Here is a 16,932-nt window from a genome sequence, read left to right as displayed (position 1 = left end):
TGACGGGCAACCTCAGACAGCTTCCGGCGTCCACCGTTCGTCATCGACAGACACCGCCTTACCCTCTTCCGAAGTCTCCAGCGAATTGATGTCATCCATGACCTCAATCAACCGCTTCGACAACGACGCCATATCCCGAGGCGGAACACCCTCATCGATCATCGCCGCGATCTTGTCCCGCAACGCCGTCAACGCCTCCAAGCGCCCAGCCCGAGCGGACACCGCAACCGACTGCGACACCGGAGCCGCAGCAGCAGCCTTCATCTTCGACACCGCCATCACGACCCCCTAAATGCTTCATACGGGCCACAGAAACAGCAGCCCTAGACCAACGTGGAAAAAGAAGAAAGCACCCCCACAGGCACCGTGGAACGCGCCGGAGAGATATTGGCCCTATGCCTCCGGGGTTGCCTGGCGGGGGTGGGGAGGGGTAGCCCCCCCCTCGTGTCCGGCCCGGCTGTCACCATTGGGTGGCGTTTGGGTTCCAGGTGCCGACGTTGGTGTTGAGCACTTGCTTGCGTTGTGTTCGGCTGATCTGTGAGCCGATTGGGATGCCTGCTGCGATGAGTGCGTGTGCTTCGGTCAACGTCATTGTTGACTTCCATCGGTTGCAGAGGTTGTGCATGGCGTTGGTGTTTGCTCGGTCGAGTGGGTTGCCGCCTCGTGCGCGTGGTAGGTCTTCGTCGATGACTGTGGCGTCGTCGGCTGGGTAGTTTGCGTCGGGGTTGAGGGTTCTGCCGCAGAGTGCGCAGTGGGTGCTTGTTGCGAGGAGTGTTGCTCTGAGTTTGCGGCGGCGTGCGCCGTTGGCGTTGGCTGGGCCTGTGTGCATGTTGGCCCTCCGCTGTGTGGGGTGTGGCCGAGGCTGGGGTTGGTGGGTGCCTGGCTGCTCGGTGGCTGTGCCTGCCCGTGTCGGGCTGTTGGGGTCGTGGCGGATGGTGCAAGCCCCCGGCTGCTCGAGATGCCCCCCGGTGTTGCGCTGCCCCCCCCTGGTGCTGTGTGGGGGGGGTCAAACGGGAGACACCCCGGCGTGTTGCTGTATGCCGGGGTGTCTTGCGAGGGGTGGGGTTAGCGGAACTCGATGGTGTCGAGGGTCATGTTGTCTGGGCTGCCGGTGACGATGCAGAGGAGTTCGCCGGGAAGTTCACCGCCGGCGGCCGACTTGATGTCAGCCTTCCAGAGGAAGCGCACGTCGTGCTCGTTGATCTCCTCGATCTTCACGCCGAGGACGTAGTGCACGTCAATCTTGTCTGGGTAGGCGTACGTGTCGGCCATGTCGAGGCAGTAGGGGCGCGCGTCGTCGAGGGTGAGTCCTTCGACGGTTTCGGTACGTTCCTCGGGCTCGGCCTTCGGTGTTGCCTTCGGTGTCGGTGTTGGCGTCGGCTTTTGTGTCGGGGTCGGGGTAGGAGTCGCCGTCGGAGTGGGTGTGGCTGTAGCCGTCGGCGTCGGCTCTACGACATCATCGACGGTCGGAGTCGGCTCGGGTTCCGCATCAGGGGGGTCTGGGAGCATGCTGCCCCAGAGTGCCATGAGGAGCAGGAACACGAGGAGGTAGACCGGCCAGATCCACCATCGGAGATACCAGGGCCTCTTGCGGCGCACAACTTCGGGCATGCTCATGAGTGCGAATATACCCGACGCCGGTAGTTCATTATCGGTCCGAGTTGCTGTCGAACAGCGTCTGGTTGCGTTTGCCTTTGCCCCGCATTGCGCTGATGGTTGCCCAGATGATGACTGTGCTGAGCGTGACCGTGACCACGACTGCGAGGACCGCGAGTGCCCACAGGAGAAGATCGAGGGGAGTCATGCCGTGCCTCCTGTGCGTGGTGTGCCCTCGCTGGCTCGCCCGGCGCTTCCTGCGTGGGTTTGGTCGGGGCCAGTCGAGGGCGGTCTAGGAAGTCTGTGTGTGCCGGGATATGCGCGCCTCCCGGCCAGGGCTACCTATTGCAACGATGTGGTTGCCCCGGGCGCGTTGGCACGGGTGTTGTCTGACCCCGTAGGGTCTCCGCCACATCGAGGGTGGCAGGTCTATAGAATGTTGAGGCTGGCGAGGTCGAGACCGTCCTGCAGTTCGAACGTGAGCAGGCCGGGGTCGCTGTCGCCTCCACCCGTGTTGCGATACCAGGCTGAGCCGTTGTCCAGGGTTGGGGCTTGTATCCACCATCTTGGGCGGCCCTGCATGTCCCTGCCGTCGGTCTCGATGCGTGCCGCGTGGTAGTGGCCGGTGAGGAGGACGGTGGCTTTCGCGAGTGCGGTGCCGGCGTGCTGCATCCCGGCCCACCATTTGAATGCTGCGCCTGGCGGGTATTGGTGTCCGTGGGTGACTGCGAGCGTGGTGCCGTCGACGTCGAGGGTGACGAACTCGTCGAACTCTGTCGCGGGGTAGATCCATGTCGCGCTCGGTGTGAACCGTTGCACGGTCTTGTGGATCGAGATGGCGTAGTCGTCCGTGGGCCGGCCGAGTGACTGTTTGCCTTTGCGCCACTTCGTGTGATTCGACGGGATCGACACCACAGTGGTGGGTGCATGCTCCGCGCATACGGTCACGAATCTGTGGAGGATGGTCGCCGCGAGCTCGATCTGTTCCGGATGGCTCAGGTCGTTCGTGCGGTGCGGGTCACCGCCGGACTCGAAGCCTTCGATGAGGTCTCCGACGTCGGCGAGGACGATGCTCGAGGGCGCTTTCGTGAACAGGAGTTGGTCGAGCTTCTCGAGTTTCTCGGTGACGCGGTCGATCAACTCGGGTGTTCCGCCTCGTAGGTCGGTCTTCCCGATCTGCACATCCGCCAACGCAACCACCATGACGCGGCCTGACAGGTGTTTCTTGCGGATCTGGCGGGGTTTCTTGCGTGCTTGCTCCCACAGTGCGGGGATGTCGAGCGCGTCACGTTTGCGGCGAATCTGACCACGGTAGGAGTACAGGTTGACGACGTCGCGATCACCGGACTCGGTACGCCGTGACTGCTGCCACGTCGAACACCGGACAGTGTCCTCCACAACCTCGAAACTCTGAGGGTCGAGGCCGAACCGTTGAATGAAGTCGTCCCAGTCCGTGATCGGCGACGTCGAGGTCACGCCATCGAAGCTGCCGCCTTCTGTACCGAACTCTGCCCGTGCCGGCTCCTGCAGGTCATCCGTGAGACTCAACGTACGCCCGCCTCCACTTACCGAAGGTGCTGTCGCTCAGCCTGAGGCCGTGCTTGTGTGCGACCTTCACGAGCCGGAGCGTCGGCCACGCCGGGTTCATTAGTGCGTCATGCATCGCTGCACGGTCTTCATCGTTCAGGGATTCAAGCCAAATATCTGCTCTGGGCCGATACCCGGTGCGTACGACGGGAATGTCCTGCAGATCATCAAAGAGTGACAATGTGTTCCCCCCTTGGAAACGACGAAACCCCCGACACAATGGCCGGGGGCTTCAGTCTCAGCGTTTACGCACTGCTGACCTATGGTCATCCTACACTATGCGAGCGTTGAGGGGTTGCGATTCCTGCGAGTTCTCGTGCGAGACGTAATTCCATTTCGTGTCGGCATGAACTGAGTTCGAGTTCCCTCGCCCGTCCTTCCCCTCTGACGTTGATTTGGTTGGTAGTGGTGAGCCAGCCACGGACTGTGGATGGTGCGACACCGAGCTGTTTCGCGACTTGCGGTACGGTGAGCCATACTTCGGCGCGCATGACTTCACCGCAGGCTGCGCAGAGGGCGCTGGTGTGCTCGAGGTCGGCCCACACGTCGAGCGCGGAGCAGTTCACGCACCGTCTCGGGCGCTGCCTGATCTTGCGCACCTCGAGCCTGCGCACCATCGGCACGATCCAATCGTCTAGGGATTCGCGCCACCACTCGTGCATCGGGTGTCCCTCTACGTCATCCCATGCCTGCAATAGCCATGACGTGATGACCTGCGCGTCTGCTGCAGCTCTCATCGGGTCGTCCGACACGACGGCGGCGGTCTGCCTGCCCGCGATGTGCTCGACCTGCTCGGGGATGATGGGGAGGTCGATGCCGTCACTGAAGGCGTGCTGCCAGAACCTCACGCTCCCCGCGAGTTCGGACATGAGTTTGTCGAGGTCGTCGATAGCGGACGTGCGGGCCGCGTCACCTTTCTCCGTACCTCTCGGCATCCCGTCCGGCGGCACGGTCGACGGGATGATCGCGCCGGCCAACTGTGCCGCGAGCTCGGGTAGCTCTCGGATGATCTGCCGGTAGTCGGTCATGTGTCGCTCCCGTCGAGGATCGCGATAACGATCCCGGACAGCACCCACGCGTCAGGCGGCCAGTAGGTTTCGCGTTCGGCTTCCTGCGTTGTCAGGTAGTCGCGGATCCGGTTAAGTTTGCCCTCAGCCTGCAATGCTCGCGCTCGCTGTGCCGTGCAAGTGCGATGCTCCGTCAGCTCGTCCAACGCTTTCAACAGATCACGAACCTCGGGCACGCCACCCCGGCCCTCGATCCGCTTCTGCTGCATCGCCCGCAGTTCCGCGAGCCGTTCGTCACTCAGTTTCTCGGTCATCTGTCTCGTCCTCTCCTAGTGCGTACGCGAGCGCTTCGGCCCAGGTGTCGAACAGCTCGGTGTGGTGCTCCCGTGCCCTGCACCCGAACCAGCCGCCAATCGATGCCTTGTGGACAAGCGCCCGCTGCCAATCCCCGAACCTCTCTTCGCCGGTGCCGCCTGCTCTCGCCCGAGTCACGACGCCTCACCCCGAGTAACAGCGACCATCGACGTGAGAATCATGTGGGCGCTAACCGTAGCTGCGTATGAACCGCTCTCCCACCCGCGACTGGCCGCAGCACGGACCACCTCGGACATATTGTCAGGGTCAACAGACTCGTCTTCCCACGGGTCGTAGCTGTAGGGGTTCTCCGGCTTTACGGGCGCGGGTTCTATCCGGTCTGCCGCCTCCTGTAGCGCCTCAGCACGCACCTTGGCTTCATGGTCATCTAACCAGCGGTTGAACGCGAGCCGATCCGATGCCGTGAACGTCGCCCGAACTTCCTCTGTCGTCGGCCATGCGTTCATGCCTGCTCACCCCCGAACGCTGCCTCAAGAGCACGGCGCGCGCCGTTGCGGTACCCGTCCTGCGTTACCGTGCCCGACGCGACCGCCGCATCGACACCATCCCACTCCGCGAGAGCCACGGTCGCCCGATCAAGCACGTCTGCGGGCGGGTCAGCGAGCACCGCAAGCACCGCGTCAGCGAACGGAAGCCACTCCACCACTTCTTCCTCGTGCTCGGCGACGCCGCCCCACAGCTCATGCACCTCACCGTCGTCAGTCGCTTGCCGGTGCAGCGCTCGCGCGACTGCTTCCCGCAGACTTGACTCACTCAGTTTCTCGGTCACTTGCCTTGTCCTCTCCGATCAGATTCAGGTAGCAGTCCGTGTCATCCCAGTCGTCTTCGACCCGCCATTTGCCGTCACGAGTCGTGTCGATGCCGTCAGGTAGCTCGACCTCAGTGAGCGCGAGCGAGCAACCGTGGAACTTGACCGTCCACCCGTACCCCCACCGCCACTCATGCGAAACACCGTGGAACTCGAACTCGTCGCAGCCCTCCCACGGCACGCCCTCCTCGCAGTCGTACGGGCCGTCATCTGCGCTCACCCCGTCAACCTCATGCGGCTCCCAGCACTCCTGCCAGCCACCACAACCGCCCACGACAGTACATTCGACATGAACCGCGTAGCAGTCGGCGCGATCCTGCTCAGTGACCGGGCGATATTCCGCCAAACGCGCGAGCATCCGCTCGTCACGGGTAATCGTGATGATGTGCTCACTCATCCTGCTCACCTCCGAACACTGCCGCGAACGCTGCCGTAAACGCGGCACGAGCGTCGATTCGGTACTCCGAGCGCGATTGCTTCACGCAGACTCGTGGACTCACTCATCGTCGCTCACCGACTCCCACGGGCCGACCCTGCGACGCACGAGGGCGTCGCCTGGTTGTCCGTACGTAGCAGCCTCCTCCGCCGTCTCGCACGGCACCCACACCGTGCCGTACTCAGGCTCTCGATAGCCGTACTGCGATGTGCTCGCGGCTTCGCGTGCCCGATACTCGGCAAGCTCGGTCAGCGCTGAGACCTCATCCGAGTAGTAGTCACTTACCTCTTTGGGCATCGTTCCTCGCAGATTTTCCTTGTGGAACTCGATCAACTCTGCGAGCCGTTCGTCACTGATCTTGCTACTCATCGTCGTCTCCCTCATCTGGTGCCCAGACACGACGCCCAGCCGTGATGCGCGGGCTCGTTATACTGATCGCTTCGTCGCCCGATGCGAAGAGGCCGTTGCCAGAGGATTCTGATCGAACCATGACGACAGCCCACTCGTAGCCGTCGATCGTGATCACCCAAGCCTCGCCCGGCCGCGCGTCATGCCACGGCTTACGGACAGGATGCGCAGCGAACCAACGACCCGCGACCTCGTGAAAGGATGCGCCGGTAATCAACTCGTTCTCTCTGATGATGAACTTTCGCCCGTCCCGTTCATTCATCACGCGGATATAGCGCACGTCCTCGTAGCAGTTCATCGGATAGACAACCCAGTCCGGGCTCTCCGGGTCGCGCCACCTTCCCAGCTCCTCGTCACGCTCTGCCCGGAACCACTCGCGCAGCGCGTCCACATGCTTCTGGAGCAGGTAGTCGAAGTCCTCGCTACTCGTCACCTCGAGCCCACCATATTTTTCGGAGGTCTCGATCTTGGTGCCGTTGCTGGCCGTAAAAACGTCACTCACTCGTCGTCTCCTTCCGGGAGGACCCAGAACTTCAGGTACTCGGTCTGAATGACGGCGAGCACGTCATGCGCCATATCGCCCTCGCCGTCGTCGTAGCCGCGCAGCTTCTCGCCGACGAACTCTGCAAAGTTCTCGGCGTCCAGCAGCCGCTCAAGCCGGTAGTTGCTAATCGGTGCCTCGCTCATGTCGGCGTCCTTCCGTAGTTGTTGTTCGTAGATCACGGCGTCGATCCACCGTTGGTCGTTCGCCGCGTCGGCGGCATCCCACACATCCATCACGCCGCCCTCACTTCGAGTCGCGCCGCCAACTCCCGGCGGTGTTCCCATTTGGTGCGGTCGTCGGCATCGCACGCCTGGTGCGCCTGCCAACTGTTCGTGACCGCGTACACGTCCGTGACCGGCATCACTTGGTTGTCAGTTCCCTTGTCGTACACAGCAGTCACTTCTCGTCCTTTCTGTGGCATTTGCAGGCCGGGCGTCCACACCCGCCAGGCAACGCCCTGGTGCCGCGTTGGCAGGCCGTGCAACACGGTTTCGTGCGGGGTTCCCTGGGTCGGGTCGGCGGGGCGTACAAGCCACCATTCGCGCTCATGCGTCGGTCTCCTGGAGGTAGCCGTCGGCGTGGAGGTCGGTGAGGTCCATGTCGGCACCGGTCGCGATCGCGACCATGGCCTGCTCGAGCGCCTTGATGCGCTGCTCACGCTCGCCCATCAGAACGGCGGCTCCTCGTCGTATCGGCCCTGCGCCTGCGAAGGCGTCTGCTGGCCGCCAGACGGGCGAGAACCCTGCGAGGCACCACCAGTAGGCCAACCTCCCTGCTGGCCGCCCTGAGCGCCGTCCTGCCGCTGCTGGCGCGTCACCTGCGCTATCGCGTAGCGCAGCGAGGGCCCGATCTCGGTGACCTGCAGCTCGATCGAGGTGCGCTTCTCGCCCTCCTTGGTCTCGTACGAGCGCTGCACGAGGTTGCCCTGCGCGATCACGCGCATGCCCTTCGACATCGACGAGGCGACATGCTCGGCGTAGTCGCGCCAGATCGAGCAGCGCAGGAACAGTGCCTCGCCGTCCTCAAACTTGTTCGTCTGTTTGTCGAACTTCGACGGCGTCGACGCGATCGTGAAGTTCGCGACGGCGTCGCCGCCCTGGGTATAACGCAAGTCGGGGTCGGCGGTCAGGTTGCCGATAATCGTGATCTGAGTGTCATTTGCCATTAGCTGGCCTCCTTCAATAGGTTTCGCCGACGCTTCCGTTCGGCGTAAATGTGTTCAAGAACTTCCATGGGGATGCCGGGATACCGGCGAGCTGCCTGCTCGATAGGCAACCTGGGAACCACGTTCAGGTGGCGGGCGAGTACGTCGACCTGAACAGACCACGACCCGTTACGGCCCTGCGGCGTCGACCGCGGGATCTCGATCATTGGAGTTGCTCCCTGATCCACGCCTTCGTGCGCTCCGACTCGTGCGGGTCCGCGAGCATGTCGCGCCACACGTCCTCGCGAGATCGCTGCCGTGCCCGCAGCTCGAGGTCTTGCCGCCGCGATTCCACCTGCCGGTCCTTCCGGGACTCGGCCGCGATCCGGTCACGCACTCGATGCACATTCGCGATCACGTGCGCTGGCATCAGGTAGTTGAGCGATTCACGCCGATGCATACGCACGGCTTCGATCGCTTCATGCACGGCGAGATGCCCGATCGAGTCGTGCCACTCTCTGACGGTGAGTTCATCGACCTGCCGGTTATCGCCGAGCTGAATCTTCGCGAGCACCTGCGCTGTCTCTTGCAGGTTCATGCGATCTCCTTCAAATCAAGATCGGTCGCCAACGGCGATCTGCCAATAGCCATGGTTTGGGCAGCCCGCTCGGTCGGCGTCAGCCGATGCGTGCTCTTGCGTTGCGCCTGCAACTGCAACTGCTGGTATTTCTCGCGCAGCTTCGACGCGGAGAGGATGTTGGATCGCCAGAACTCGTCTGCCTGGCACCAGCGGATGCAGGCCTCTACTTGCTCAATGGTCTTGCCATCGCGATAGAGGAGTAGACGCATGGCGTCCTGGTTGCGTTTCGTCGAGCCCGAGGGCTTGCCGCCGTTGGCGACGATCTCATCGTCGAGCAGATCGAGGAGATATTTCACGTCGGGTCGGATCGCGTCAGCGATCTCCGACGTTGAATCTGTTCCTCTGTTCCCCTGTTCCTCTGTTCCCCTGTTCCTCTGTTCCCCTGTTCCAGGCGCGACACTCTCGCGAGCATTCGCGACACTCTCGCGAATGCTGGCGTCTGCCGCGTCATGACGCGGGTATCGAGGCTTTCCGGGCTTGTCGATGCGCTGATGCTTCGTCCAGTTGACGATCTCCAGATAGTCGACGCTCTCGACCCTGTAGCGAATGATGCGACCGGCTTCGGAAAGCCTCGCGAGCCCTCGCGACACTCTCGCGAATGTCTCGCTAGCATCCGCCGCGATGTCGTCAGCGAACAGATCAGCCGCGATCGCTGCGAGCTTGTCGAGCCCGATGCCGTTGTCATCGACGTACGACCAAAGGCCGATGAACAATAGCCGATCTTCGATATCCAGCGACGACACATCCGACGACCGCCAGAACTCCGGCTTAATGCTTCGGATACGCACGCCACACCTCCTATTCGTGTTCGTCGACGTTCGGTGCCGACTCCACGAGGGAGCGGCCACCTGCCCGATCGAGCAGCCACCACGAACCATCCGGGTAGCCGACCGGGGTGCGCTCCGCGAGCTCGATCGTGTCCGCCGGCCACGCCCCGTTCCGTAACCGCAAACCGCGATGCACCAACTCGACCCGGTACCCTCCATGCGCGTCCTCCTTGCGTCCGTTGCACGGCCCACACGTCGCGACGAGATTCGACGGCACATCGAGCGCCTTCGACCCGCCCATGCCTCGATTCGCGCGATGATCGCAATACTGTGCCCGCTTCTGGCATCCAGGCAGTCCGAGCACACACGACCAGTCATCACGCTCAAGAACGAGGTCACGCACCTTCTTCGGGATTGCCATTACCGCACCCCCGGCACTGACGGCGACGCCATCCACGCCTTCTCGCGAGCACGATCCGCAGCGAACTCCGACCGCGCCGCGCCCGCCTGCGCCTCAAACACGTCAAGACGCTTCCGCAAGCCCGTCACGACCGCCGCTGACAACACCTTCTCCAGCAGCAGCCCGTCAACGTCGTCATTCACGATCTCCGCCTCCAAGTCAGGGATCGTGACCTTCCGGCCCACGCGATCCGCCTCCTCACGCAGCTCGATCCGACGCTTCGCCGCGAACTTCGTCCACGCCACATCAGCGCGGGCCTCCTGCATGCACGCTTCCTTAAAGTCATCAGCGGCCTTATCCCAGGCTGTGAGCACCTGCCCTTGCGTGGTCATTGGTCGGCCACCTTGAACGCCTTCTTGGCTTCATTCACGGCCTGCGACACTGACCTGCCATCGGGTCCCCACTTATGCGAGTACTCGCCTGCCTGCGCGGCCTCCCACACCTTTTTCAGTGAGTCCAGATCCTTCGCCTTCGCGATGCCCTCGGTGACCGCGAGCCACTGCTCAGGTGTCGCGCGTGGCTGCTGACCGTCGGCCTCATTCCCGACCGTCTGCCGGTTCCGAACTTCCTCCGCAGATGCGACGCCCTTCTTCGTGTCCACGGCGAGCGCAGCGACCATCGCGCGCCCCCACGCCGCCGTCTCCGCGTTCTGCAGCTCGGAGTCGCGGGTGAAGTTCGTCTTGCCTGGAACTGGCTCGTACGCCCAGCCGACGCCAGGGTTTCGATCCTCCGGCGATCGGTACGCGAACGCGCAATACGCGAGGAACGTTGCCCCCGCGATCTCCATCACGACCGGCCGCTGCACCTCGCCATTCGGTGCGATGCTCGACAGTGACCCCTCGGGGTGCTTCGATCGGAACTCCACGATGCGGGCCGCGACATCGATGTAGTCGAGTGGCCCCTTATCCCACTTGCCCATTACTTCACTCCCGTCACAGTGACGCGCGCCTTACCCGGCTCGCCTTCCACCTGAAATTTCTTGTACAGATCGCCGTGCTCGGACTTGAACTTGGCCTGGTCGAACCGCAGCGACGACTTCGGCACCGATACAGACACGCGGCCCGCCGGAGTCTCGACAGCGCCTCCTTCGGGGAACAACTCACGCAGGGCTGCCTTCGCCTTGGCGACTCGTTCCTTCGCTTCCTTTTCGGCGGCCTCTGCCGAGACATGCTCAGCGATCCACGCTTCCGTGCCCGCGACCACCACATCGGCGGTCAGGAACCGCTCTGCCACACCGACGAGGTGCTCGATCCGGTCATCGTCGCGCTCGATGGTCGCCGTCCTGGTGACGCGCGGCGTCGGCTCGAACGAGCCATCCGACTGCTCGGCCCAAACGTCGTCGTGCTGTTCCCAGATGAACGAACACCACGTCGCGCCCGTGACGAACATTTGCCACTGCATCTGGTCCATGTAGGTCGTCGCCCGGAACTTCTCGCCTTCGGGTGCGAGGTTGTGTTTCGAGGTTTTGATTTCTCCCAGGAATAGGTTCTCGCTGAAGTCCTCACCGATCATGTCGGGCGACGCGAGAAACCGAGCATCGTCCTTCGAGCGGTACAGCTTCGAGGTGGGCTCCAACCCTGAACCCGAATACCATTCGGCGATGATCGGTTCCCGCCGCTTCCCCCACTCGGTTGCAGCGTTTCCGGTGAAGGATTGCACGCCGGTCGACTTCTCTCGACGTAGTTCCAGCGCGTACGCCGGTGACGCGGCGAGCTTTGCGACCTGAGTTGCCGTGATTCCTGCGCGGCGCGCCTCGAGCCACCCTTCACGGTCTTCGCTCTCGTCCGCGACCTCACGGGTCGCGAGTTCTTCTAGGACGTTCATTCTTCGTCTCCAAGTTCCGTTATTTCGATGCGCACGCCCTTCGTCGGGCCGTGCTCGATCTCGCACCACATGCGCGGCACGATCAGGTGATGGTCATCAGCGAGCACATCCGCGTCCACGAGCCCATCCACCGCGGCCTTCAGCGTCGGGTTCGGTGCCGCCGAGTCACGCCGGCGACGGTCGGTGACGGTCCACACGAGCCGGATTTCGGCGCGTGCCATGCGTTGCACGCGTTGGTTGCGTGCGAGCACACCGGTCGCGGCACGCACCGCTTTCGTCCGCTCCGCTTTCTGCCGCCAGTGGTCGCGGTCGTTCTCTCGGATCGGCGGATCCGACCACGGCAGCACGAGCACCACGGTCACGCGAATAGCCCGTCCATGAGCGTCGGCTGCCGTTGTGACTCCTCCAACTCGCGGAGGTACCGGACTCCGGTCTGCCAGTACGACGCCTTCAACTCGATGCCGAGCGCCTTACGACCGCACTTCACCGCCGTATACAACTCCGACCCGACACCACCGAACGCGGTGAACACGGTGTCGCCAGGGTTGGAATAGAGGCGGACGCACCGCTCAATGAAGTCGAGTTGCAGCGGAGTCAAATGCCGTTCATCGTCGTTCTCGCGAGCAATCCGAGCGTTGAGAGTGTTGGACTCCTGGATGCCGTACCAGACCGGGCGCGCCCACTCGATCCATTCCTCATTCGTGACGTCGTTCTTGATCGGCTCCGATCGCTCCCCCGGCTTCTTGAAAATCAGCAAGTAGTCCGCAAGCGCGGGCCGTGACTTCGACGAGTCCTTGTTTTTCGTCACAAACATGAGCGCTTGCGCCTTCGTGCGGATCGCCTGCGCCTGCGGGTCTTTGTCCACCGTCACTTCGCCGTAGTAGATCCAGCCCGCGGCCTGGTAGGCGCGGATCACATCACCGCGGAAGTCGGTCATGCCGATAACCCCGTGAGTCGCCTTCGTCGTCGTCGTCTGCTGTACGTGCACGCATGCGAGACCGCCCGGCACGGTGATTCTGAGATTGCCGCGGATGATGTAGCCGTACTGGTCGAAAAAGTCATCCCTGTCGATACTGTTGCCCATGTCTCGCGGCGAAGGCGAATACGTGTAGAGCGACTGGAACGGCGGCGAATACACGCTCAGGTGCACGCTGTCCGTCTCGATATCGTCAATGCGTTCCCCGGAGTCTCCGAGCAGGAACCTCCAGTTCTCGCCAGTTTCTTCACCAGTGATGTAGTCGTTCATGCCGCCCTCCTTGAAGCGGTAACCATGCCCTCGACGATGCGATTGGCCTGGTGTTCTTTTCGCGCGACGTTGTCCGCGATCTGTGATTCCAATTCCGATACGACGACGTGCGCATTCACGACGCGTTGCTGTCCGTACCTGTAGCAGCGGCGGATCGCCTGGTAGTACTGCTCGTAGCTGTCGTTGATGCCGACGAATGCCATGCGTGCGCACCGTTGGAAGTTGAGGCCCATGCCGGCGATCTTCGGTTTCGTGATGAGGACTTGAATGTCTCCATGCGCGAATCCGAGGAGCGCCGAGGCTTTCTCTTCCGGTGTCATGGAGCCGTGGACGTTCACTGCTCCGGGGATGCGGGCTGCGAGTTCGTTGGCTTCGTCGTTCAGGCCACACCAGAGCAGCCATGGCTCGTCTGGTTCGGCCTCCACGAGTTCCACGACACGATTCACGCGCGCATCCAGGGTTTCCTTGCGGATGCGGGCGCGTGCGCCGACACCGCCGACTGTGACAGTGAACAGTTCATCCCCCGCGGGCTCAACATCGACCGGCACAATCTCCGGCACAACATTCAGGCCCGGCAGGATGTAGCCGGTGTCATCGAACCCGAGATCAGACGGGCGGCGAACCGCGATCGCCCACGACTGCATCCACGTGATCATCGCGTTCCATGCGTGGCCCTTGAGTCGCCACCCGTCCTGGTCGTGCACGAAGTACGCGGCGAGCATATTCGTTCGTGTGGAGTGGCCGAGGAACTCGGCCTGGTTGGTGAGCTCCTCGGGGTCGTTCGGTGCCGGCGTTGCCGTCCATGTCGAGCGGTATGGCACGCCTGCGAACGTCTCGATGAGTTTCGTTCGAGTCTTGCCGTCTGACTGTTTCAAGATCGAAGCCTCATCGAGTGCGACCGCGTCGAAGTTGGCGCCGACTGCGTCGACCATCTCGATGTTCGTGACGTACACTCCGGGTCCAGTAACCTCGGCATGCGATCGGATGTAGCGCGCGGTAACGCCGATCTTTTCGGCCTCCTCCACTGTCTGTTCTGCTACCGCGAGCGGTGTCACGATCAACGTCGTGTCGCCCATGAGACGGCACCATTCGATCTGCATGCGGGTCTTGCCGAGGCCGGTGTCAGCCCAGATCGCAGGGTTACCTACCTCGCACGCCCACGTAACGATGTGCCGCTGGAACTCTGCGAGGGACGGGCGTAGTGACTCCGGGTCGACGATGCGACCGAGATGCTGTTGACGGCGCGCGCGCCGTGCAATCAGGTCTGCGTATGTCATGCTGCGACTCCCTTCGATTCCTCCGCCGGGTCATCGATGTCGTCCCACGCCGCGGGCGGCGCATAGCCCCGCTCCACCGCTTGCCGGCGGGTGCGCGTCTGCGCGTGCTTGTGGTCTGGTGGACAGATCATCGGTCTCCCCTGAGCATGCAGACGGCGCCGATCAGGGCGAGCCACCCGACCGGGTGAGTCGGGTTCTGGGAGAGGACGATCAGGCCGATGCTGAAAACACCGATCGGGACACCGAGTGCCCAGAGCAAGTCGAGCGTTTTCATCGTGCGTGCCGTCCTCTCCGCGGGGCGAACACGAGTTGCAGGATGCGCCACAGGGTCACGCGATCCTCACGCGGCTGAAACTGCGCGAGCTGCGCCGTCACGTTGTCATTCATGAGTGTTTCCGTTCCGGGCGATAGCCGCCCAAAAATCAGTGGTCATCGACCTGTACAGGTCGGATTCGTGGTGGTAGAGGCGGGCAAGACCGTCGCCGCTGATAGGGCCGAGGTTCGGCCATTCGCCGTCGAGACTGATCACGTCAAGCACTCGCATTGGTGGCCTCCACCTCATCGAGGAGGTCAGCAATGTCCTCCGCCAACTTCCGGGCCTTGCTGCGCACCATCGAGAACCTCAACGTCATGTCTGGTTTCTCGAACTGGATGGAGCACATCGACCCGTCATCGAGGGCCGCTTCGAGTTGCGTGATCTTCTTCAACGCGGTTGTGGTGGTGAGGTCGAAGCGGAGCCGCCCGGACTCCCCCAGGTCGACAATCACCAGTACCGGTGTCGTCTCGAACTTGCTTCGCCGTGCGAAAAACCTTGCAGCAGCCATTACGCCACCTCGTCAATCAGCTGCTCATCGTCGTCGCCGTACTCAATGAGGTCGGCGATCTTCGGCAACGCGACCGACTTGATGTAGAGCGTCTGCCGAACCTGCCCGTTGTGGTGCCGGGGCGCATTGTGCTGCGGCCGCAGCTGGAACTTGTCGGCGTGACGCGCGTACGCCCGCCACTCGAACACGTCGATCATCCGCTGTTCCTTCTCCGACCAGCGGCGGCCGAGGTTCGCGCGGTACGCCCACTTCGCATCCGAGAGGAGCTTGCGGAGTGCGACTTCGCCGATGCCGAGCTGCTGCGCGGCGATACGGAACTGCACGACGTCGTCGTCCGGGGCGACGTACTGGTCGACGTACTCGACCTTCGGCGCATCCTCCTCGACCTTCGCTTCGAGCTGCTTCACCTTCGCCGAGGTGATAGCGAGCGCCTGCGCGACGATCTCTTCATCCGTGAGTGCGAGCTGCTGCCCGTAGCTGCCGGTCTTACGGATCGTCGGCAGGATGTCTTCGAACACGCGGCGCTCGAACTCGACTGCGGCGGGGAGCTTGCTCGACACGATGAGGCGCATTACGTCGGCCTCACCAATCACGCGAGCATCCTGGCCCCGTCCGAGTGAGTCTTGGATGGGGTAGCGTTTCGCGACCCCACGGCAGTGGCGGCTGATCGCTTCTGAGTGGTTCGCGTAGCCGAGGGCGATTGCGACGTCCTTCGCTACGAAGTGAGGTTCACCGTCAATCGTGACGACGCGAACCTCGTGGGTTTGGAAGTTGAAGGGTATGACGGCGTTCACTGCTCGCCTCCTACGTAGCGGGCGTAAAGCTTGTCTGCTCGGCCGTTTCGAATTCCGCGAAGAGTTGCCTCGAACTCGCCCGGTGCTGCGCCGCCGAGACGCCCCCGCTTGATCTGGTTCGCCGCGGAAGTCGCGACGTCGGTTGCGACGAGCGCCCATACACCGGGGCGTTCCCGCAACTGGTCGAGTGTGATTCGCCACTCCCGCCGGGCTGACGGTGGGGTGACGCCTGGCTCTTCCCAAATGAGGTCATTACTATTCGTCATGAGACTTCCTATCTCTCAAGGCCCCGGCGCATTGCACTGCGCCGGGGCCACTTCGTTAAGGACGTTGTTTCTACCCACGAGTCACCGGGACCTACCGGGGTGGGGATATGTGTGCTCGCGCCGTCATCGGGGCTCTCCGCTACCTGCCACCCAGTGGGTGTGCTTACGTCCACGGCGCCATGCTCTGAGAGGGCGTCGCGTCTTCGTCTGGTGCGAGCTATATAGATCGGGGCGCGCTAGAGGCGCCGGGTTACCTCACCGCCGGACGGGGCGAGGAAGAATGTGGCCGCGACTACGCGGCGCGCTTGGATTCGAGTTCGCGCTTGAGGCGGTCGATGTCGCTGCGGTTGAAGAACCGTGCGCCGCGTGTGCCCTCGCCCTTGAAGACGGGGACGAGTTTGCCGAGGTCTGCCCACCTGTTGACGGTGGAGCGGGAGACTCCGAGTTCGGCAGCTGCCTCGGTGCTGCCGATCGGGGGTGTTTTCGTTGCCATGTCTGCAAGTCTTGCCGATTAAGCAACATGGCGCAAGCCGGTAACTACAACCGTGTAAGTACTTTTACGCGTTTTCGCAGATCAGACGGAAATAAAAAACTTTACAAATGCGCCACGTTGCGCATATTCTGTAGGTATGACAACGACAGCAACGCCATACGACGACCTCCAGGCCGCGCTTGAATTCGGGCTGGCCGACCGCCTCGCCAAATCACTCCATGTCAGCGGCATCACCACTGCGGAAATCGCCGAAGCTGTCGACTGCTCGCTGCGCACCGTCGGCAACTACACGAGCGGCCGCACCCGGCCCGGAAAGCTCGTCATGCGCGAATGGGCAGCACGCACCGGCGTGCCGCTCCAGTGGCTCGAAACCGGAATATTCCCGGCGAACCGTCCGCTTTCAGATTAGAAGGCTCCTGCTCTATCCGCTGAGCTA

General features: G+C 62.8%; 26 protein-coding genes. 1 reads left to right on the top strand and 25 read right to left on the bottom strand.

Features of this window, described 5'->3' with window-relative positions; all coding sequences use genetic code 11:
* Positions 1–12: 12 nt before the first annotated feature.
* From EJL01_RS12755 to EJL01_RS12645, 25 genes are all read right to left on the bottom strand, one after another.
* Positions 13–279 (bottom strand): hypothetical protein, encoded by a 267-nt coding sequence (locus tag EJL01_RS12755; RefSeq protein WP_125107995.1) that lies wholly within the window; start codon positions 277–279, stop codon positions 13–15.
* A 786-nt stretch (positions 280–1,065) separates the two neighbouring features.
* Positions 1,066–1,617, bottom strand: a complete 552-nt coding sequence (locus EJL01_RS13155) for a hypothetical protein (protein WP_125107994.1) — start codon at positions 1,615–1,617, stop codon at positions 1,066–1,068.
* A gap of 31 nt (positions 1,618–1,648) precedes the next feature.
* Positions 1,649–1,804, bottom strand: a complete 156-nt coding sequence (locus tag EJL01_RS13050; RefSeq protein WP_164509831.1) for a hypothetical protein — start codon at positions 1,802–1,804, stop codon at positions 1,649–1,651.
* Positions 1,805–2,025: 221 nt separating this feature from the next.
* Positions 2,026–3,144, bottom strand: coding sequence for a metallophosphoesterase family protein (locus EJL01_RS12745; RefSeq protein ID WP_125107993.1), 1,119 nt, complete (start codon positions 3,142–3,144; stop codon positions 2,026–2,028).
* A 305-nt stretch (positions 3,145–3,449) separates the two neighbouring features.
* Complete coding sequence (locus EJL01_RS12740) at positions 3,450–4,211, bottom strand: hypothetical protein (RefSeq protein ID WP_125107992.1); 762 nt, start codon at positions 4,209–4,211, stop codon at positions 3,450–3,452.
* Complete coding sequence (locus EJL01_RS12735) at positions 4,208–4,504, bottom strand: hypothetical protein (RefSeq protein ID WP_125107991.1); 297 nt, start codon at positions 4,502–4,504, stop codon at positions 4,208–4,210. The genes EJL01_RS12740 and EJL01_RS12735 overlap by 4 nt, the downstream gene beginning before the upstream one ends.
* Positions 4,505–5,007: 503 nt before the next feature.
* Positions 5,008–5,334 (bottom strand): hypothetical protein, encoded by a 327-nt coding sequence (locus EJL01_RS13045; protein WP_164509830.1) that lies wholly within the window; start codon positions 5,332–5,334, stop codon positions 5,008–5,010.
* Entirely contained in the window at positions 5,315–5,770 is a 456-nt protein-coding gene (locus EJL01_RS12725; protein ID WP_125107988.1) for a hypothetical protein, read from the bottom strand. Before EJL01_RS12725 ends, EJL01_RS13045 begins: the two co-directional genes overlap by 20 nt.
* 99 nt (positions 5,771–5,869) lie before the next feature.
* Complete coding sequence (locus EJL01_RS12720) at positions 5,870–6,178, bottom strand: hypothetical protein (protein ID WP_125107987.1); 309 nt, start codon at positions 6,176–6,178, stop codon at positions 5,870–5,872.
* Positions 6,171–6,719, bottom strand: coding sequence for a hypothetical protein (locus EJL01_RS12715; protein ID WP_125107986.1), 549 nt, complete (start codon positions 6,717–6,719; stop codon positions 6,171–6,173). The genes EJL01_RS12720 and EJL01_RS12715 overlap by 8 nt, the downstream gene beginning before the upstream one ends.
* Complete coding sequence (locus EJL01_RS12710) at positions 6,716–7,045, bottom strand: hypothetical protein (protein ID WP_164509829.1); 330 nt, start codon at positions 7,043–7,045, stop codon at positions 6,716–6,718. The genes EJL01_RS12715 and EJL01_RS12710 overlap by 4 nt, the downstream gene beginning before the upstream one ends.
* 261 nt (positions 7,046–7,306) lie before the next feature.
* A complete protein-coding gene (locus EJL01_RS13390; protein WP_284690530.1) occupies positions 7,307–7,429 on the bottom strand; it encodes a hypothetical protein in 123 nt (40 codons plus the stop codon).
* Positions 7,429–7,926 (bottom strand): single-stranded DNA-binding protein, encoded by a 498-nt coding sequence (locus EJL01_RS12705; protein WP_125107984.1) that lies wholly within the window; start codon positions 7,924–7,926, stop codon positions 7,429–7,431. Before EJL01_RS12705 ends, EJL01_RS13390 begins: the two co-directional genes overlap by 1 nt.
* A gap of 202 nt (positions 7,927–8,128) precedes the next feature.
* Positions 8,129–8,503 (bottom strand): hypothetical protein, encoded by a 375-nt coding sequence (locus tag EJL01_RS12700; protein WP_125107983.1) that lies wholly within the window; start codon positions 8,501–8,503, stop codon positions 8,129–8,131.
* Positions 8,500–9,333: a hypothetical protein gene (locus tag EJL01_RS12695; protein ID WP_125107982.1), complete on the bottom strand. Its 834-nt coding sequence runs from the start codon at positions 9,331–9,333 to the stop codon at positions 8,500–8,502. The genes EJL01_RS12700 and EJL01_RS12695 overlap by 4 nt, the downstream gene beginning before the upstream one ends.
* Before the next feature lie 10 nt (positions 9,334–9,343).
* Positions 9,344–9,733 carry an HNH endonuclease gene (locus EJL01_RS12690; protein ID WP_164509828.1) on the bottom strand — a complete coding sequence of 130 codons (390 nt, stop codon included), beginning with the start codon at positions 9,731–9,733 and terminating at the stop codon, positions 9,344–9,346.
* Positions 9,733–10,104: a hypothetical protein gene (locus EJL01_RS12685; RefSeq protein ID WP_125107980.1), complete on the bottom strand. Its 372-nt coding sequence runs from the start codon at positions 10,102–10,104 to the stop codon at positions 9,733–9,735. Before EJL01_RS12685 ends, EJL01_RS12690 begins: the two co-directional genes overlap by 1 nt.
* Positions 10,101–10,691 (bottom strand): hypothetical protein, encoded by a 591-nt coding sequence (locus tag EJL01_RS12680; protein WP_125107979.1) that lies wholly within the window; start codon positions 10,689–10,691, stop codon positions 10,101–10,103. The genes EJL01_RS12685 and EJL01_RS12680 overlap by 4 nt, the downstream gene beginning before the upstream one ends.
* Entirely contained in the window at positions 10,691–11,596 is a 906-nt protein-coding gene (locus tag EJL01_RS12675) for a YqaJ viral recombinase family protein (protein WP_241209230.1), read from the bottom strand. Before EJL01_RS12675 ends, EJL01_RS12680 begins: the two co-directional genes overlap by 1 nt.
* Entirely contained in the window at positions 11,593–11,952 is a 360-nt protein-coding gene (locus EJL01_RS12670) for a RusA family crossover junction endodeoxyribonuclease (RefSeq protein WP_125107977.1), read from the bottom strand. Before EJL01_RS12670 ends, EJL01_RS12675 begins: the two co-directional genes overlap by 4 nt.
* A 2-nt stretch (positions 11,953–11,954) precedes the next feature.
* Positions 11,955–12,842 (bottom strand): DNA-methyltransferase, encoded by an 888-nt coding sequence (locus tag EJL01_RS12665; protein ID WP_125107976.1) that lies wholly within the window; start codon positions 12,840–12,842, stop codon positions 11,955–11,957.
* Positions 12,839–14,119 carry a helicase-related protein gene (locus EJL01_RS12660; RefSeq protein WP_125107975.1) on the bottom strand — a complete coding sequence of 427 codons (1,281 nt, stop codon included), beginning with the start codon at positions 14,117–14,119 and terminating at the stop codon, positions 12,839–12,841. Before EJL01_RS12660 ends, EJL01_RS12665 begins: the two co-directional genes overlap by 4 nt.
* 530 nt (positions 14,120–14,649) lie before the next feature.
* Positions 14,650–14,943, bottom strand: a complete 294-nt coding sequence (locus EJL01_RS12655) for a hypothetical protein (protein ID WP_125107974.1) — start codon at positions 14,941–14,943, stop codon at positions 14,650–14,652.
* Positions 14,943–15,737: a phage antirepressor gene (locus EJL01_RS13040; RefSeq protein ID WP_206427740.1), complete on the bottom strand. Its 795-nt coding sequence runs from the start codon at positions 15,735–15,737 to the stop codon at positions 14,943–14,945. Before EJL01_RS13040 ends, EJL01_RS12655 begins: the two co-directional genes overlap by 1 nt.
* Before the next feature lie 558 nt (positions 15,738–16,295).
* Complete coding sequence (locus EJL01_RS12645) at positions 16,296–16,496, bottom strand: helix-turn-helix domain-containing protein (protein ID WP_125107973.1); 201 nt, start codon at positions 16,494–16,496, stop codon at positions 16,296–16,298.
* Positions 16,497–16,632: 136 nt separating this feature from the next.
* Here EJL01_RS12645 and EJL01_RS12640 point away from each other — a divergent pair, with 136 nt between their 5' ends.
* Positions 16,633–16,905 carry a helix-turn-helix domain-containing protein gene (locus EJL01_RS12640; protein ID WP_125107972.1) on the top strand — a complete coding sequence of 91 codons (273 nt, stop codon included), beginning with the start codon at positions 16,633–16,635 and terminating at the stop codon, positions 16,903–16,905.
* Positions 16,906–16,932 lie beyond the last annotated feature (27 nt).

The sequence above is a fragment of the Gulosibacter massiliensis genome (genome assembly GCF_900626105.1).
Classification (GTDB): Bacteria; Actinomycetota; Actinomycetes; order Actinomycetales; family Microbacteriaceae; genus Gulosibacter; species Gulosibacter sediminis.
This window is presented reverse-complemented; position numbering and strand designations above follow the sequence as displayed.

What these genes read in the sequence shown, in the direction of transcription:
- EJL01_RS12755 (WP_125107995.1), bottom strand. Translation starts at nt 279, where the DNA reads ATGGCGGTGTCGAAGATGAAGGCTGCTGCTGCGGCTCCGGTGTCGCAG.
- EJL01_RS13155 (WP_125107994.1), bottom strand. Translation starts at nt 1,617, where the DNA reads ATGAGCATGCCCGAAGTTGTGCGCCGCAAGAGGCCCTGGTATCTCCGA.
- EJL01_RS13050 (WP_164509831.1), bottom strand. Translation starts at nt 1,804, where the DNA reads ATGACTCCCCTCGATCTTCTCCTGTGGGCACTCGCGGTCCTCGCAGTC.
- EJL01_RS12740 (WP_125107992.1), bottom strand. Translation starts at nt 4,211, where the DNA reads ATGACCGACTACCGGCAGATCATCCGAGAGCTACCCGAGCTCGCGGCA.
- EJL01_RS12735 (WP_125107991.1), bottom strand. Translation starts at nt 4,504, where the DNA reads ATGACCGAGAAACTGAGTGACGAACGGCTCGCGGAACTGCGGGCGATG.
- EJL01_RS12725 (WP_125107988.1), bottom strand. Translation starts at nt 5,770, where the DNA reads ATGAGTGAGCACATCATCACGATTACCCGTGACGAGCGGATGCTCGCG.
- EJL01_RS12720 (WP_125107987.1), bottom strand. Translation starts at nt 6,178, where the DNA reads ATGAGTAGCAAGATCAGTGACGAACGGCTCGCAGAGTTGATCGAGTTC.
- EJL01_RS12710 (WP_164509829.1), bottom strand. Translation starts at nt 7,045, where the DNA reads ATGGGAACACCGCCGGGAGTTGGCGGCGCGACTCGAAGTGAGGGCGGC.
- EJL01_RS13390 (WP_284690530.1), bottom strand. Translation starts at nt 7,429, where the DNA reads ATGGGCGAGCGTGAGCAGCGCATCAAGGCGCTCGAGCAGGCCATGGTC.
- EJL01_RS12705 (WP_125107984.1), bottom strand. Translation starts at nt 7,926, where the DNA reads ATGGCAAATGACACTCAGATCACGATTATCGGCAACCTGACCGCCGAC.
- EJL01_RS12700 (WP_125107983.1), bottom strand. Translation starts at nt 8,503, where the DNA reads ATGAACCTGCAAGAGACAGCGCAGGTGCTCGCGAAGATTCAGCTCGGC.
- EJL01_RS12690 (WP_164509828.1), bottom strand. Translation starts at nt 9,733, where the DNA reads ATGGCAATCCCGAAGAAGGTGCGTGACCTCGTTCTTGAGCGTGATGAC.
- EJL01_RS12685 (WP_125107980.1), bottom strand. Translation starts at nt 10,104, where the DNA reads ATGACCACGCAAGGGCAGGTGCTCACAGCCTGGGATAAGGCCGCTGAT.
- EJL01_RS12680 (WP_125107979.1), bottom strand. Translation starts at nt 10,691, where the DNA reads ATGGGCAAGTGGGATAAGGGGCCACTCGACTACATCGATGTCGCGGCC.
- EJL01_RS12675 (WP_241209230.1), bottom strand. Translation starts at nt 11,596, where the DNA reads ATGAACGTCCTAGAAGAACTCGCGACCCGTGAGGTCGCGGACGAGAGC.
- EJL01_RS12665 (WP_125107976.1), bottom strand. Translation starts at nt 12,842, where the DNA reads ATGAACGACTACATCACTGGTGAAGAAACTGGCGAGAACTGGAGGTTC.
- EJL01_RS12660 (WP_125107975.1), bottom strand. Translation starts at nt 14,119, where the DNA reads ATGACATACGCAGACCTGATTGCACGGCGCGCGCGCCGTCAACAGCAT.
- EJL01_RS12655 (WP_125107974.1), bottom strand. Translation starts at nt 14,943, where the DNA reads ATGGCTGCTGCAAGGTTTTTCGCACGGCGAAGCAAGTTCGAGACGACA.
- EJL01_RS12645 (WP_125107973.1), bottom strand. Translation starts at nt 16,496, where the DNA reads ATGGCAACGAAAACACCCCCGATCGGCAGCACCGAGGCAGCTGCCGAA.
- EJL01_RS12640 (WP_125107972.1), top strand. Translation starts at nt 16,633, where the DNA reads ATGACAACGACAGCAACGCCATACGACGACCTCCAGGCCGCGCTTGAA.